Origin of the sequence: Candidatus Formimonas warabiya (genome assembly GCF_002777255.1) — a bacterium.
Taxonomy (GTDB): domain Bacteria; phylum Bacillota; class Dehalobacteriia; order Dehalobacteriales; family Dehalobacteriaceae; genus Formimonas; species Formimonas warabiya.
The window spans coordinates 1,854,284-1,871,284 of sequence record NZ_CP017634.1; the positions used below are offsets into that span (position 1 = coordinate 1,854,284).

Annotated in this window: 12 protein-coding genes; 2 read left to right on the forward strand and 10 right to left on the reverse strand. The window is 39.7% G+C overall.

Annotated elements, in window-relative coordinates; translation table 11 throughout:
• Nucleotides 1-23: 23 nt before the first annotated feature.
• The 5 genes from xdhA to DCMF_RS08795 all read right to left on the reverse strand — a co-directional run bounded on the left by xdhA (nt 24) and on the right by DCMF_RS08795 (nt 7,111).
• On the reverse strand, nt 24-2,285 hold the full coding sequence (gene xdhA / locus DCMF_RS08775) for a xanthine dehydrogenase subunit XdhA (protein ID WP_148134079.1): 2,262 nt from the start codon (nt 2,283-2,285) through the stop codon (nt 24-26).
• A 98-nt stretch (nt 2,286-2,383) separates the two neighbouring features.
• Nucleotides 2,384-3,841, reverse strand: coding sequence for a trimethylamine methyltransferase family protein (locus tag DCMF_RS08780; protein ID WP_148134080.1), 1,458 nt, complete (start codon nt 3,839-3,841; stop codon nt 2,384-2,386).
• 300 nt (nt 3,842-4,141) lie between these two features.
• Nucleotides 4,142-4,762, reverse strand: a complete 621-nt coding sequence (locus DCMF_RS08785) for a Crp/Fnr family transcriptional regulator (RefSeq protein ID WP_148134081.1) — start codon at nt 4,760-4,762, stop codon at nt 4,142-4,144.
• 47 nt (nt 4,763-4,809) lie between these two features.
• Nucleotides 4,810-5,463 (reverse strand): Crp/Fnr family transcriptional regulator, encoded by a 654-nt coding sequence (locus DCMF_RS08790; protein ID WP_148134082.1) that lies wholly within the window; start codon nt 5,461-5,463, stop codon nt 4,810-4,812.
• A gap of 223 nt (nt 5,464-5,686) precedes the next feature.
• Entirely contained in the window at nt 5,687-7,111 is a 1,425-nt protein-coding gene (locus DCMF_RS08795) for a purine-cytosine permease family protein (protein WP_148134083.1), read from the reverse strand.
• Between the two features lie 780 nt (nt 7,112-7,891).
• Here DCMF_RS08795 and DCMF_RS08800 point away from each other — a divergent pair.
• Nucleotides 7,892-9,253, forward strand: a complete 1,362-nt coding sequence (locus DCMF_RS08800; RefSeq protein WP_148134084.1) for an amidohydrolase family protein — start codon at nt 7,892-7,894, stop codon at nt 9,251-9,253.
• Between the two features lie 145 nt (nt 9,254-9,398).
• Nucleotides 9,399-10,742 carry a nucleobase:cation symporter-2 family protein gene (locus DCMF_RS08805; RefSeq protein WP_148137809.1) on the forward strand — a complete coding sequence of 448 codons (1,344 nt, stop codon included), beginning with the start codon at nt 9,399-9,401 and terminating at the stop codon, nt 10,740-10,742.
• Nucleotides 10,743-10,821: 79 nt separating this feature from the next.
• Here the strand turns inward: DCMF_RS08805 and DCMF_RS30055 are convergent, their stop codons facing one another.
• The 5 genes from DCMF_RS30055 to DCMF_RS08830 form a co-directional block, all read right to left on the reverse strand.
• Nucleotides 10,822-11,676, reverse strand: coding sequence for a methyl-accepting chemotaxis protein (locus tag DCMF_RS30055; RefSeq protein ID WP_269467159.1), 855 nt, complete (start codon nt 11,674-11,676; stop codon nt 10,822-10,824).
• A gap of 268 nt (nt 11,677-11,944) precedes the next feature.
• A complete protein-coding gene (locus DCMF_RS08815; protein WP_148134085.1) occupies nt 11,945-12,751 on the reverse strand; it encodes a methyltetrahydrofolate cobalamin methyltransferase in 807 nt (268 codons plus the stop codon).
• A gap of 118 nt (nt 12,752-12,869) precedes the next feature.
• Nucleotides 12,870-14,270 carry a monomethylamine:corrinoid methyltransferase gene (locus DCMF_RS08820; protein WP_148134086.1) on the reverse strand — a complete coding sequence of 467 codons (1,401 nt, stop codon included), beginning with the start codon at nt 14,268-14,270 and terminating at the stop codon, nt 12,870-12,872.
• A 14-nt stretch (nt 14,271-14,284) separates the two neighbouring features.
• Nucleotides 14,285-14,983, reverse strand: a complete 699-nt coding sequence (locus DCMF_RS08825; RefSeq protein WP_148134087.1) for a cobalamin B12-binding domain-containing protein — start codon at nt 14,981-14,983, stop codon at nt 14,285-14,287.
• Nucleotides 14,984-15,340: 357 nt separating this feature from the next.
• Nucleotides 15,341-16,948: a PucR family transcriptional regulator gene (locus tag DCMF_RS08830; protein ID WP_148134088.1), complete on the reverse strand. Its 1,608-nt coding sequence runs from the start codon at nt 16,946-16,948 to the stop codon at nt 15,341-15,343.
• Nucleotides 16,949-17,001 lie beyond the last annotated feature (53 nt).

The following is a 17,001-nucleotide window of genomic DNA, read 5'->3' on the forward strand; positions in this document are numbered from 1 at the left end:
CAATTGTCTAAATGCCACATCTGCTATAACACCGTCCTTTTTAAGTGCAATAATATTTTTTCTGGTGTTAAAGGAATTTCATTATATGCTACCCCAATGGCATTCAAGACTGCATTTCTAACCGCAGGTGCTACAGAAATACATGGAGGCTCGCCCAAAGCCTTGTTGCCATATGCGGAAGAAGGTTCTATGGTCTCAACAAAAGTGACATCTACAGGGGGTACGTCCAGAATAGTTGGCATTTTATAATCCAGAAGATTCCCATTCAAAACCCTTCCGGTATTTTTATCAATCAATAGCTGTTCTGACGTTCCATAAGCAAATCCCATACTTACTCCGCCGTGGACCTGGCCTTCCGCTGCTTGATAATTAAGGATCTTACCGGAATCATGGAGCGCCCATATTTTTTCAACCTCTACCTTGCCTGTCCCCGTATCAACCTCAACTTCTGCAAATACTGCTCCAAATGCCAAAGGATTATTCCCCGGAGAAAAATAAGCCTCATGGTCAATAGTCACAGAATTGCCTTTTGTATAATGGGCTTTCATGGCGGCATCCTTTACTGATATTAAGCTCTCACCGGTTAACCCGTCATAAATTACTCCATATTTGACCAAGAGATCCTCCGGGTCCCGATTAAATAAAGATCCCACAAAACCTGTTATAGCCTTTCGGCATTTAACCCCGGCTTTTTTTACAGCCATACCACAGACGCTGGATTGACGGGAAGCATACGCTCCCATGTCGATAGGACAAAGGTCGGTATCAACGGCAATGACATGAATGGATTCCACGTCAATTCCCAGCTCCTCGGCTGCAATTTGGGCCATAATCGTATCATTACCCTGTCCGATTTCTGCAGAGCCTATGAACAAGGTGGCACTGCCATCTTCGTTCATTTTAATCCGCGCTCCCGATAGTTCGGCATTATAAGGGTATGTGCTGCTGGCATAGCTTAAGCAGGCCATTCCTAATCCTCTTTTTTTGATCCCGTTTGACTTTTGCCCTCTTTTCACGACCCAATTGCTTAACTCTTTACCCTTGTTCAAACACTCCTCTATGCCACAGGAATTTACCGAAAAATACGCTTGTGGGTCACGATAACCTAATTTGCAAATATTCTTCAAGCGGAGATCCAAGGGATCCATGCCCAATCTTTGGGCGATATTATCCATATGAGACTCCATCGCAAAATTATATTGGGAGATCCCATAAGATCTCATCGCCGAAGCAATCGGCATATTGGTATAAACCGATAATCCTGCAAAAGAAATATTAGGTGTCGGGTAGAGTACGGGAAACTGGGCATCAATGTTATAAACCACACAATGGCCATGAGCAGCATATGCCCCGGTATTTGACAAGACTTTCAGCTCTCTGGCAACCAGTTCCCCATTTTTCATCACTCCGCTTTTCAATTCTAGAATCATGGAGTGACGAGTTCTCGTTGAAACCATTTCTTCTTCTCGGGAAAACTCTAACAAAACGGGATTCCCTGTTGTTAAAGCCAATACTGCATTAATTGGTTCCTGGCAGACATCCTCTTTTCCCCCAAATCCCCCGCCAACATAACTTTTTATTACTTTAATTTTTCCCATAGGCATGCCAAGAACTTGGGATAGAATACGCCTGAGATGAAAGGGAATTTGAGTGGCAGAATGGACGATCAGCCTTGCGTCATTATCCAGATAGGCTAATGAAGCATGGTTCTCAATAGGGCAATGCTGAACAATTGGTGTTCGGAATTCATCTTCAATGATTAAATCCGCGTTTTTGAATCCCCCTAAGACGTTGCCAAATTCATAAGAATGCTGACCACAGATATTTTTGGTACCTTCATGAATTTCCGGGGCATTTTCTTTCAATGCCTCTTCAGGAGATAAAATTAAAGGTAATTCTTCGTATTCGACTTTGATTAACCCTAATGCTTTTTGGGCAATTTCTTTACTTTCTGCAGCTACAGCCGCCACCGGATCGCCAAGGAATCTAACTGTTTTGTCTAAGATATACATGTCTTGGGGACTGTCATCTGGGTAGGGATGACCAGCCGGGCAGTAAGCATGTCTAGGAACATCTTTCCAAGTAATAACTGCCTTAACCCCGGGAAGTCTTTTCGCCGGATCCGTTTCTATTCTTTTTATTTTTGCGTGTCCCAAAGCACTCCACAAGATTTTGCCATACAGCATACCAGGAATTTTTATGTCCCCAACAAATTTTGCTTTACCAGTCACCTTTGGAATCACGTCAATTCTTTTGGTACTTTTCCCAATGTGTTGGTAATCCACGAAATTCCCCTCCATGTAAAATATTTGGCTTTATACTATTTCTCAGATATTTAAGTTCCAAAGGATCTTGACATAAAAACAACGTTTCCTTGTCGGAATTATTTTGATCTCTTTCCAAGATTTTTTTCTGCACTTTTGATGATACTCTGCAGTTCTTTCTCGACTTCATTTGGCAAGACGATCGGTTTATGGTTTTCTTTGATCGATTTATAAATATCACGGGTACGTTCTATCATTTCTTTACTGCCCTGCTCTACCCAAGCCGGACGGGAAATTCTGTTAAATACTTTTGGCCTATAATTTTCTTTAAAATGCCTAAAGGTATGGTTCATCGTAATAAATGCTTCCCTGCCCGCCAGGTTCAGCAATTCTTCAAAACCCATAGTATCCTCATTAATCTCAAAACCTTTTTTTACCACCTTTGCGTAACCAAAAAGATCATTATCAATAATTAATTGAATCGGACTTGCCGTTTTTCCGGTTTCAAGATGTCCTACATCACCTAATATTGTTGCGTCAGACAAACTGACCAATTGGGTAATATACGCATCGGTACATGCGCTTTCCGCTCCTACAACAAAAGCGTCGGAGCCTCCTGCAAAACTGTGGCATGGCAGGCCATAGCCCTCTTCAATCAATTGGGACACCAACCCTCTGGCCATGGCGATTGAAACAGTAGCCTGAAGAGCATGGGTACTTGACATATCCATTTCATACATAATTGGTGTAAGAATACAAGGGGTCCCTGGACCGATACATTGAACCATAATCGTCATTGCCACGGTTTCAGCAGCAGCCATCAGTGCTACACCCGCTGGTGTGACCGGGGCATTAGCACCTGCTGTCGGCAGCGAACATACATGGATGGGTATGCCGTATTTGCCGCTTTGATATATAGCTTCAGAATCCATATATTTAATATCAAAGGGGGGTGCGGAACAAGATATATTGCTTACAATTGGCCTGTTCTTAAGTTCATCCATACCGCCCACTACTGCTGCCGCCATTTCCATCATATATGTGACATTTTCTGCCTCATAGGGCTGTAGCCAACCATGCTTTGTTGAATTATGGAGAACCACCTCAAAAGCATGGATATCCATTGTTTCAGGCGGGAAATCAGTAACCTTTAAAGTCAATAATGACCAAAAATCTATATGCTCCAATGCTTGGGTAACTGTAATGTAATCAGCCAAATCTTCTTTGCTGATACCTCTGTATTCATCAGTTAAAGCATCAATATAGTACATTGAGCCCGTAATCGCCCTAGTATAAAATAACCCTTCCGGATGAGGAAATTTCAAATCATACTTAGGGTCAATCCCCGCCAAAGTAAAGCTTCGTGGTGCTTGGCTCAGCATTTCTTCTTGTAATTCTTTCGGAAAAAGCACTTTACCGGAAGAACTTGAGACTTTTGCTCCTGCCCTTTCCAGATATTTCAATACCTTAGGATGGTCAACCTTCATACCCTGTTTGGCTAACAGCTCCTGGACTTTACTTTTCATTAGAGCAATTTCATCAACATGGGCAATTCTTAAACGTAAATTTTTTGCCATTTTTCTCCCTCCAATTTTTCAAATGAGGTCTTATCTACCAGTTGTCATTTATCGCCTCCTATTTTTAAAAAACAAGGTAGGTCTTTATTACTTTTGGGAAAATTTTACGCTTTAAATCTCTTTGAATTAATTAATATTGTAGAACCTCCTTTTATTTCGCAAACTGTACTAGACTAAAATCATTTTTTAAAACTGCAAAACGATTTTTCCATAAAAAAACCTCCCTTTTGATAACGAAGTAGTTTATCAATCAAGAGGTAAAAGATGCTAAGATATTTATATTTTTCAGGTTTAGTTTTCCTATTTTATCTTATAATTGGACAAACGGGTTTTTATTGACTTAGAGATGGTTACGGGATGTAAGGCCAAGGCATCTGCAATTTCTCCTTGAGAAAGATTTTGTAAAAGGATCATACTGTCCTTCATGGAAATGTTATAATTTTGGAAATCATTCATCAAAATATCAATTCTTTGATTGGCATCATTAAAACATAACGACTGAAGTTGATTTATGCTATTGTTTAGGACATTACTTTCAATGATAATTACTTCTTGAAAAAAGTTAGGATCTTCTTGCAGTTTTTTTTGAAATTGGTCAACAGGCATTCTAGCTAACTCAACTTTCGTAACAGCTTGGATTTCAAAAAAATAATCCTTTATTAATAACAAAAAATTATTTATTATACAGTTATCCCTCCAATAAATCATCTTCGTTCTTTTGCCATTCTTAATATAATATCTGATAATTCCTTTATTAAGATAATAAATATATTCCATCTTGTCAGATGCAAAAAATATTATAGCACCCGGTTTCAAATGAACAATTTCATAGGAAGAAAACACTTTTTTTACAGTAGGAATTGGGATATCTACATGCCAAAGCAACCCGCATTTGCTGGAATTACTGGCTGTCTCAACCATAAGTTTCTTCCTCCCTTTTGAAATTTGCGGTCTGTTATTAGGCAGAATTAATAAAACTGGATTAAGTTACGATTTTTGATTAGAATAAAGCCATCCTTCCGGTCTATCATTCCATTATTTTTAGCCTTTCGAATGAAAACATCAACTGCTTCAATGGATGAACTACTAAGATCAGCTAAATCTTGTCTAGTGATGGGAAAGTTTATTAAGATACCTTCTTTTTCCTGTATTCCAAACCTGTCAATAAGACATTTTAACACCCAGGAAATGCGTTGCCTTGTATCAAAAAAAGAAAGATTTTTTATTTTATCTTCCACCAATACATTTTTTTTAATAAGGCTTTTATATATCGACAGAGAAATTTCATAATTCGCCATAAACGAGCGAACCATCTCGTGTCTAAATACCAAGCATTTTACCTCAGAAAAAGCTTGTACAAAAAAATTGCTTTTTCCTCCATTATTAAAATAAAAATTCTCACCGAACCAGGATAACATTCCACAAAACCCAATGATATGCATCTTCCCGACATCGGAAATCATGCTAAGTTTTACATACCCGTCCTCAATAAGATATAAATTATCAACAAACTTTCCTTGTGATATTATTTCATCATTTTTATTAAATATAATTTTAATCCCTTTATCGTTTAACATTTTCAAATAGAGATCAGATATATCGTCTTCAATAAAGATAGACATAAATTTATCATCCCTCTTCTAGTGATAAAAAAGGTTAAACTTTAGCTAACATAATTAGTAAGTTATTCAAATATTATAGCTTTTATAATATAACATTTTTCTTAGGACAATTATACCGATTTAATATTCCGGATTTCAAGTCGTCAATCGTCGGTTTTGATTTGATAAAACAACATCCCCCCGGCCACTTTAAGTGGCACAGGGGGGATTTTTCTCTAACCGCTTAGCCAGGGGTTTTTTCTCCAATAAAGAAGCCCATACCATTTTTTAAACTCATTTTTCCGGCTATACCATAGATGATGGCCGTAATAAGGGTAGCCGGAAATACTATGCCGATAGTCATATGGATGAAGACCAATTTTTGCAGGAGAAAATAAATCGCCATTCCCGCGATCCAGCTTCCCATAGCAACCCAATTTATACCATTAGTGTACCAGTAAATCCCTTTCCTATCACTAATGAATTCCATTTTGTAATCCCCCTTGCGGACAAAATAATAATCGGTGGCCATAACAGCAATCAAAGGTGGGAACACCGCGCCTAAGTATCCGACAAATACATAGAAGAAATCCATGAAACTGCCAAAAACAATCGGTATAAAGGCAATTAATACAGTTACAATACCCGTTGTCCACAAGGTCTTTTCATAATTTAGGTTGGGGAAAACATTCAGAGTCGACATACAACCGGAAAAAAGAGCTACCATATCGGTTGTAATCGTAGATAAAATAATTACAATCAGCATGGGAATCCCAAGTCCCAAAGAGGTTGCCACACTGGAAGGATCACAGGCATTAGGGTCAAAGGTACCGGTTTGTATGGCTGAGGCAATTACAGCCATTACACCAACCAGGGCAAACCAATAAAGAGCTACCGTAGCACCCAATAACGGCGCAACTGTCGCCGACGTTTTCGTCTTGCAATAACGGGTATACTCTGCAACACAGGGCACCCAGGAAATACTGAAGGCCGCCATAGTATCAATGCTTATTCCTAAAGGCATTTTGAAGTTTGGATCCGGCTTCCAGGCAAGAATTTCCGAAATCGGAAAGGTCTTTAATACGGCATAAGTCATCCAGATACTAATCACAACCATTAAAACCACACTAACATTTTCAGCCTTTCTGATCAGTTTTGATCCGCCATAAGCAACTAAAAAACACGTTAAGATAGCATTTAATCCTGCACCGAAGGCCAGGCCTTTCCATCCGCCGGGCTCTCCGTAAGCAGGCCAGCCAAATATGATGCTAAAAACATAGCTCATGCTAATTCCACCAATAAAAGATCCCACCGAAGTCCAGCCAATTAATGAAATACTGTTTAATGCAGAAGGCAATTTACTTCCGATAATACCAAAGGAAAACCTGGTTAAGCCCATAGTGGTCGTGGCCACCTTAAAACCCATAAAACCCACTAAGGCAAGAATTAAATAAGCCAGTGGGTTGGCTATCATGGTAACCCCAAAAGCAGTCATAAAACCGGCTGCAGCAATTGACCCCCCAATAAACCATGCACCTGGCTGGCAGTTGGCTCCAACCCATGTAGAAGCCATATCCCAGAATCCATAGTGCCTAGCTTCCATTGGAACATATTCTTCAACCCCGTAATCCCTTGCTATACCTTCGCCATAATGATCGTGATCGCTCATTAATTAACCTCCTCGACAAAAGTAATTTAATTTTTACCCATGAAAATAAATTGATTTCTGTCAAGATAAAAACAGGTTTACAACCTCCTTGCAGTTAGGCTCTAATACAATTAATAAGGTGCACCTAAAATGATTGTAAAACAGCAAAAGAAAAATAAAACTGTAATAGACTAAAATCTATTTGACTGTTGTGATCTTACTTAAGGATGACAAAGGAAAAGGATCATAAATATAGAATAATATAATCAAATATTTTCATACTAGCATACGCCATACCTTTTGACTATGCCCGGCTTCGCTACTTTCTATCTATTTGGTGCATAGAGTGAGTAAATTATTTGTCAATTGGGGATATGCACAAAAAACATAAATAAATACTTCTTAAGAATAATGAAATATGAATAAATGCACAAAGGCCGGACAAAAAGAGTTGTAGAAATAAAAAGCGAATTAAATCCGAGACCAACAATCTATTGGATATAAACATATTTTACATGAGGAAAGTGAATTAACGACATTCTAACTTTAAAAAACCGAAAATTGGCTAAGCTTGCATATCAGTGAAACCATGTAGTCGATTTTGGACTAATCACTACATAGTGTAACAGCATCAATTAGCAACGTGGTTCTAGGTTTAACCCACGCTAAACTAACTTGTTATAGTTTAGCGTGGGTTTTTATTTCTCTATAAATCATAAAGGGAGGTAGGTTTAAAAGAATTTTCTAAGGAGAAGTTTTGATCGCCGGTAATTGGATACAAAAGAGACAGAGGTGGTTTTGATGTCAAGATTGCTGATAAAAAACGCAGATTCCATAGTAACCTGTGATACTAAAGACCGTATCATGCAACATCAAAGTATTCTAATAGAAGGTTCCAAAATTATTTCCATTGGTACTATCCCGGAGGATAAGGACGCTCAAGTTATTGATGCTAAAGGAATGTTTATCTATCCAGGCCTGGTTAATACACATCATCATGTACTACAGGCTTTTAGCCGAAACATTCCAGAAATTCAATCATCCGAACTTTTTGACTGGCTGCTATATCTGTATAATATTTGGGAAAAGGTCAATCCCGATTATATTTATTACAGTTCTATGGTTGCAATGGCTGAGTTTGTCAAATATGGGGGGACAACCTTATTTGATCATCATTTTGCATTTCCCAAAGGGATCGGTAAAAATATTATTGATCGCCAGTTTGAGGCAGCCAAGTCTTTGGGGCTTCGTTTTCATGCTGGACGGGGCTGTTTTACCAGGGGTAAAAAAGAAGGAGGACTCCCTCCCAATGAACTCGTAGAAACCTTAGATGAGGTTTTAGACGATAGTTTACGCCTTGTTGAAAATTTTCATGACCCAGAGGAATTTTCCATGCGTCAAGTGGCTTTGGCACCCTGTTCCCCTTTCTCGGTTAGTTCTGAAGTAATGATTCAATCAGCCAGGCTAGCAAGGGATAAAAAAGTAAGGCTGCATACACATCTGGCAGAAACCTTGGATGAGGAAAAATACTGCCTTGAAGTTTATGGAAAAAGGCCCTTGGCCTGGGCGGAATCCTGTGAGTGGGTAGGACCGGATGTGTGGTATGCCCATGGCATCCATTTTACGGATGAAGAAATTGATCTGCTCAGTCGGACCAAAACCGGGGTAGCCCACTGTCCTGTATCAAATATGAAACTTTCCTCCGGGATCGCCAAAATACCTCAAATGCTTGAAAAAAAAGTTCCGGTAGGTTTAGCGTTAGACGGCTGTGGCAGCAATGATGCGTCCAACCTATTGGCAGATCTTAGAATAGCTTATCTATTACACCGCTTAAGCTCCAGTACCAAAGCTCCCACCGGTTATGAAATCTTAAAGCTTGCTACTGTTGGGAGTGCAGCAATTCTTGGACGGTCTGATATAGGGTCCATTGAAGTGGGTAAAGCTGCTGACCTTTTTATGATAGACATTAACAAATTAGAATTTGTAGGGGGGTTATCAGATCCCGCATCCTTTCTTGGGACTGTAGGGTACAGCCGCCCTGTAGATATGACGATTATTAATGGGAAGATTGTTTTTAGGAAGGGCAGGTTAACTGGAATTGATGAGGAGGCTATTAAGAGTAAGGCAGCAAAACAGGTTGCGAAGGTGTATGGCACAATGTAAAGACCAGCTTGGTTCCATGAGTTTTCTTCAGTAAAGAAAGGGGGTTAATGAAATGAGCAGTCCTGAAAAAAAGACCTAGTTTGTAACAGAGCATCTTTATTTGCCGAGATTTTCAAATGATGATAACAAAAGGGGGTAGATTATGATGGCTGATGAAAAAGTTGATCGGGTTAATCAAATGTTGCCTGTTAGCAAGTTAAGTATTTTAGGGCTGCAGCACGTTTTGGCTTTTTATGCCGGCGGTATCGCTATTCCTCTGATCATTGGGGGAAGCATTGGCTTATCACAAGAGCAAATAGCACTTTTGGTAGCTGCGGATTTATTTACCTGCGGAATCGCCACCTTAATTCAAACGATCGGTATTAAAGGTTTCGCTGGAATCCAACTCCCGGTAGTACTTGGCTGTGCCTTTGCACCTGTGGCTGTGATGATTTCCATCGGAAACAGCATAGGTATAACAGCAATTTATGGTTCAATTATAGGTGCAGCCATATTTATGATTCTCGTTGCACCTTTTTTTGGCAAGGTTTTGAGATATTTTCCCCCCATTGTTACTGGCTCAGTTGTAACTATTGTTGGGCTTACCCTAATCCCGGTCGGCATAAACGATATCGCCGGAGGGTCTGGGAGTCCCACTTTCGGTGATCCCAAAAATTTATTGCTGGCTTTATTTACGTTGTTAGTCATTTTAGCAGTGAATAGGTTTTTTAAAGGTTTTATACAATCAATTTCCATCCTAATTGGTTTGTTCGTAGGGACGATTGTCAGCGGATTTTTTGGAATGGTCGATTTAAGCGTCGTAGCGAACGCAAAGTGGTTAAGTTTTGTTAGTCCTTTTGCTTTCGGAGTACCCTCCTTTGATCTTCGTGCCATCCTCACCATGTCTGTTACGATGATTGTCGTAATGATTGAGTCAACGGGCACGTTTTTAGTTGTTGGAAAATTTTGCGATAAAGAAATTACCGAGAAAGATGTTGTTAAAGGGCTGAGAGCAGAAGGGATTGGCAGTATTTTAGGGGGAGTGTTTAACTCATTTCCTTATACTACATATTCCGGAAACGCTGGACTTGTTGGTTTGACTAAAGTAGGAAGCCGTTTTGTTGTGGTTGCCGCCGGGATTATCCTGGTTGTTTTGGGGTTGATTCCTAAATTTGCCGCCCTGGCCACCGTTATACCCATGCCTGTCCTTGGGGCTGCAATGATGATGATGTTTGCCATGGTGGCAATGGCAGGAGTGGAAATTATGCAGAAAGTAGATTTTAGTTATCAAGGTAATTTATTGATCGCCGCCTGTTCGATTGGTATTGGACTGGGGATCACCGTTGTTCCTGCTTTATTTTCTAAAACACCCGAACTAGTTCAAATATTGATAGGCCAAAACGGTATCGTTTTAGGAAGTGCCACTGCAGTTTTATTAAACATTATTTTTAACCACGAAAAAAACCATGTTGAAGTCGGAGATACGGGCTACGTTCTAAAAAAAGTGTAAACCCTTGCGACAGACTTCTTCCCCGTTTGTGAAAGTAATGAACCGCTTACGGGGAAGAAGTTTAATTACTTAGGCAAATTTAGGCATTGGTATCTGTCGTTAATTCCTGAGCCATTGCTACAAGTAAATTAGCCAATCGAGTTAAATTTTCTACCTCTGGACTCACTTTAGTAAGAACTTCTGCTTGGTGGTTGGCGACCATAGCCACTTCTTGGGTGGATGAATTAATTTGTTCCACAGCATTTTTAATTTGGTCCAAAATACTTCCTATGTTTTTAGTAGACTTAGTACTGGTATGGGCTAATTTCCGAACCTCTTCAGCCACCACTGCAAAACCTCTGCCGTTCTCTCCAACCCGAGCCGCCTCAATCGCTGCGTTCAGTCCAATTAAGTTAGTTTGTCCGGCAATTTTCCGGATCACTTGCACAACTTGATCCGTTTCGCCAACACGAGCATTGGTTTGCATGGATATACTGTTTAATTCCTGGCTTGTAGCAGAAAGCTCTTCCGCTTCCGCTGCAATTTGTTGAACAGTCGTATCAAAATGCTTTATACTCTCTTCCAACGATTTGGCAATGTCAAGGAGCCTTTCTTTTTTATCAACTGACAACGCAATTGAAATGCCTCCCACAACTTCATTTTCTTCAAAGATCGGTATATCTATAGATATACAAGCTTCACCAAAGATTTTCCTATCTACCTCTGTTACCGATCGTTGTCTTTTTTTCATGGCATTATAAACTGGGTATTCGGGCACTATCGGCATACCGATATATGATTGACTCGATGGTTGTGCTTTTGTATTGGCAAACCAAATTAGCTTTTCTGTGTCATATAACCATATTCCAATATCCTCGATAGTAAATTGTTTAAGATAAGGAGCTACCGTTAAAAAATGCTGCAAAGTTCTACAATATTGATCGGACTCTGTCACTACTCCACCCCCATAGAAATATTTACTTCTAAAAGATAGAAACTGAACTTTAATAGAGTCAGATCATCCTTTGGTTCCAATAAATGTTTATCTCCGTTCACTATGAGCTCCACTTTTTTGCCCATCTCTTCTTCCCCAACTTTCCATCAGTCTAGAAAGATAACGATTACTAAAATCTCTCCCATAATTTTCTTGCCAGTTCCCTGCTCTTAGCCTCATTCTCTCAACTCGTCAATATCTATTAACTACTGTTGATTATTTATATTTCCTATTCATATAAACCATTTCTATAGGCCTTTAAGTATTTCATGGTATGTCGATCTAATCCCAACAACGCCTGAGCAGCAAATATAAGACCCATTAATTGTTTGTCGGTTGGATTTAGGATAAAAGAATCCATCCCCATACCCAGGTTCAATACTGTAAACACATGATTTAACACCTTCCGGTTGGGCAACCCGTAGGACACATTACTTAAACCGCAAATAGTATGGACATCCGGATATTTACTTTTTATATATTGGACGGTCTTAAGAACCTCTTGCCCCGCCTGATCTCCCGTACTAATCGGCTTGATAAGTGGATCCAGATAAATGTCATTTTGGGGTATCCCGGATTTTATAAGGTCGGGAATGAGTTTGTCCACTATTTTAATTCTTTGTTCAACCGTTTCCGGCATGCCGGAGTCATCCATTAATAATGCCACTACTTTAGCTTGATACTCTAATACCAAGGGCAACACATTTTCAAATCTTTCTTTCTCTGCTGTAATTGAATTGATCATCGGCTGTCCATTTCTATGCTGCCTTAATCCTGCCCGGAGGGCCTTACTGTTGGGACTATCCATACAAAGAGGAATATCCTTCACCACATCTTGAACTGTGTTTACCAGCCATTCAATTGTTGTCTCTTCCTCAAATACCACTGTTCCACAATTAATATCAATATAATCTGCGCCAGCTTTAGCTTCCTCTACAGCAACTTGCTGAATATAAGATGCATTTCTCGCCTCAACAGCTTCTTTTATTGCCTTGCGGCTGGTATTAATTAATTCTCCAACAATGAGAAGCGACATAATTAAGCCACCTTTCGAATCAATAACTTTGTGAATTTATGAAGATATCAGGAGGGCCTGGTACGAAAGCACCCGACCCTCAACTTCTTTAGATATCTTGCTTTTAATAAGATTGGGGCTACATTTCATTGTAAACTTTATCTAATGGCATACCTAAATCAATTAATTCTTTTCTGATGTCCAGATATAATCTTTCATATTCAGGAAGCGGCCTCATTTCTTTAAGATCAAAACAGTCTAATACGCTCTTTCCTTTAGGCGGGTTCGTAAGCCTTTCCTCGTATTTCGGAAGCACTTTCTTGGCTACTTCGTTAGCATCTTTACGGGTCATTCCCGCACAGGATTTGAACACTTCTCCGCACCACCAAGCCTCCATCGGCGTTAAATGATCGGTAAATTTTCCGCCGGCTGACCGGGGCTGGGTTGTTTTAGAAGCACCTGATACACAGTGATTCATTAAACCAACGGCTGCTTCATACATGAACATGTCGGTGCATGGACCGCCGGTTTCATTGACGATCTTGTTACGGATTAAATTGGTATTCCGGCTTACTGCCTGGATTGATACGCTGTTGGCCCACAAGGCTTTACGTCCGCAATTGCCAAACAATTGAATATCATAAACATAGGAACTAGTATAATCGCTGTCCAAAACTGTTCCGATCAACAAGTCGGTAGCAACATTGGCTAGCGCTGCTCCTTCTGCAGGACCTGCATACCCGCCGATATAAGAAAAACCGCCGGCACGGATCCTCATATCATAATTAATAGCCATCATGATCCGGTGGAATACGGAAAAATTGGTCTTCATTTCCACCGGGCAAAGAGCCATGGTAACATTTCCCGGGCCGCCCATAGCGGCAGCGCCGCCCAAATGTCCGAACTCAGTTACGGCACCGGCAACTCCCGTATTGGCCATCCCGGGGCGTCCTGCCCGCCATAAGGCATGACGTCTTAGCTCTACCTCGTAACGGCCCATTAAAGTTTCATAAGGGGTTCCGGACCGGACTTTTTGCCCATAGATGGTAGCTAGAGACGGTCCATGAAGCACATCCACCAATTTTCTGTATTTTACTAACCCTTCGACAATAGGAACATATAAATCTTCTGAAACCACAATTCCCAAGGAAGCACAAAGCAGGGGGGGAGTCGGGTCCTCTGGTTTTCGTACCTTCAACAATACGGTATCCGGACCGGAACCTAGGGTAAGTTCTTTGGGTTTATGCATTAATGTATGTTTTAATTCCTCTTCGGTAATCTTGATAATCCGTTCCGTTTCTACATTCAACATACCCAATTCCAATGCCAGTTCGTGCCCGGCTTTGAAAAACTGATCGGCTAAATCATCATCCGTATTAATCGGATTTTCCATATCAAGAGTATTCTGCAGGCCATATTTTTTTAATTTTTCTTTTATGGTTTGCGGAATAATCTTTGTATCCCATTCTTTTACCGAGCAAATCGGCCCCGTAAATGCTTTTTCCAGGCTCTTCAATAGCTTTTCCCGTCTTAATGACATATTTTTCGGCCCCCTTATGCCTGATAATATTCATAAACTACTGTTTCAAATGATCCGGGTTTATTACCGCTTTTTACTAATTGCTTGCAAACTTCTACCGCATCCGTGGCCGTCCGCCCATGTCCATCGGCTTTGATTGTTGCCGCCCAATTTGCCGTAACAGGTCCACCGCCCACAATGTAATAGTATTGGTCGCGTACACCGGCGTCCTCTAAATACTTGGCTAGGTCCTCCTGATAGGGCATGGAAGTTGTTAACAAGGTAGAAGTGGCAATAATGTTAGCCCCCACTTCCTTGGCTTTTTCCAGAAACCTCTTAACTTCCACATTAATGCCGATATCATAAACTTCAAAACCATTCACGGACAATAACCCGGCCACAATGTTTTTCCCGATATCATGCATATCTCCAAAGACGGTACCAATGACAACTTTGCCCAAAACTGGGGTATCGGCTTTTTCATCCGCCAATGCTTTGGACAAAACATTCAGAACTTCTTGCATGGCATCTCCGGCTAGAGTTAATTCCGGCAAAAAGGCTTCTCCGGCACTAAACCGGGCACTGATCACTTCCAATCCTTTTGATGCACCCTTCTCAATTGCTTCCAGAGCTGAAATACCTGCATCCAAAGCCTCTTGAGCCACTTTTTTAGCTTCATCGCCATCACAGTCTACGATTGCGTCTGTTAAACGCTTTAAAATTTGCTCCTTCATTATTTGCGCCTCCCAACATTAATTCTTCAGTTTCCTTGTTTTTTGTTAGATCATTTTAAGAAAAAATTTTGCCTCCATACTAAACTTTCAATGTTGGATGCCACCTCCCGTCAACTATGTTTTTGAAAAATTTGTTTTCAATAACAACATCATGATGTAGTGCTTTCCAAGATTTTTCTTTCTTTAACACATTTCAACCTTTCACTATTTATACAAAAAGAATGGTATCCGATATCTCCTTTTATTTAACCTTTTGTACTTTTGTGCAATACTTTCAAAAAAAAGAGGCGGCAAGTATTTGCGATACTGCCGCCTCAGGAGAAACATTGTAAATATTCAACTGAATACTAACGAGTTTCAAAAATTTAATTTGCCTTTGTTTTTTGCACTGATCAAAGGGAGTAATTTCAAGGCAATTTCCATATTTAAACGATCACTGGCTAATTTTAAATTAACTCTACACAACTTTTCAATAACAGAGATCCGGTATCTGACTGTGTTAGGATGCATAAACATTTTTTTTGCTGTTTCCCGATAATTACAACCGCTTTCAAAAAAACATTCTAAAGTCTCTAACAAATCAACATCACTTTCACCGCTTTGTTTCGTTAACGGCTTTAAGTAATCTTCATAATACTGGTTAACTTCCTGACTTACCTTGAGTATCCGAAAAAAGCCCAATTCGTGAAAATAATAAATCCTTGGATTTAAGTCTAAACATGACCCAATTTGGATCGCAATTTTCGCTTCTTCATAGCTCTTTGCCACATCCTGAAAAGTTGCTGGTCTTCCCAGTCCGATGATAATATTAGTAACTTTTAAAACATTGATTACCTCATGATATATTTTATTAAGCAGAGAAGAATATTTATCTAAATCATTAGGGATAAACAAAACGAAATGTTTATTCTCAACTAAACCAAATACGGTCTGACGCCCGAAAATTTTTGTGATCAAATAGTCTATATCATTAATAAAGTTAATTTCATGAAGTTCATTTGACATATTATCAAAACTTATGATCACCACCATGCCGTCATTGGGAATTTCAAAATCCAACTGACCGGCCTGAAATTTTGCTTCCTCCCACGAATACTTTCCATGCAGAAAAGATTCCAAAAAGCTTGTTCGATACTTCCTATTAATATCTATAATAGATTTAATTCTCTGTACTTCCACTGCACACGCGGAAGCAGCATAATCTAAAATATTAAAATCATTTTTATCAAAGTCCCGGTCATTTTTCAAAAGTAAAATGTTTCCTTGGGATTTTCCTTTCTCCACAATTTCTGCAGACAACCACTCTATCACAAAATCGTTTTTTACATATTGAAAAAGACTTACCCCACTACTAATATTTCTGGGAGTAAGTATTTCCCGCCATTTACTAGGATCAAAAACGAAGTCTTCCAATCCCCCCTGGGCCGGAAAATCATAAATTACATGCTGAAACAAAACCACAGCTCTTAAACCGCTCCATTTATAAAGTATCTTTGCCAATCCGGCCAATCCTTCAGTAAAAACACTGTAATTAATTTCCTTATATACTTCCTCTACCCGTTTCACTTCTTTCGTCAATTTGGAAACCATGTTTAAATTAATAAAGTCATAGATTTCGGTATAGGCATACTCATCCGGAATGCTGATGATCGGTACGTTAAGTCGATTCCCTAAGTCTTCCATTTTCCGGGGAAGTGTTCTGCCAAAAAAACGCAGCTTGATACCTAATGCAGCAGCCCCTTTTTTGGCCAAACTTTCTAAAACTATTTTTTGATTGTTTTCATCGTTTAAGAGACTATAACCAGTTGTAATAACTAATTCTCCGCCTCTTAAATATTTTGCAATATCAGGTGAGTCCAGCACTGTGACTGAAGATACAATATTGGAAAGTCCGCTTTGACCGGCTAGTACCTTTGACGCAGAAAAAAAATCACATGAAAGCAAATCTTTTAAGCTTATTTCCATAGTGCCACTGCCCCCTACCCTCAAAGTAGTTTGCCTCTATATCCTTTTCATAT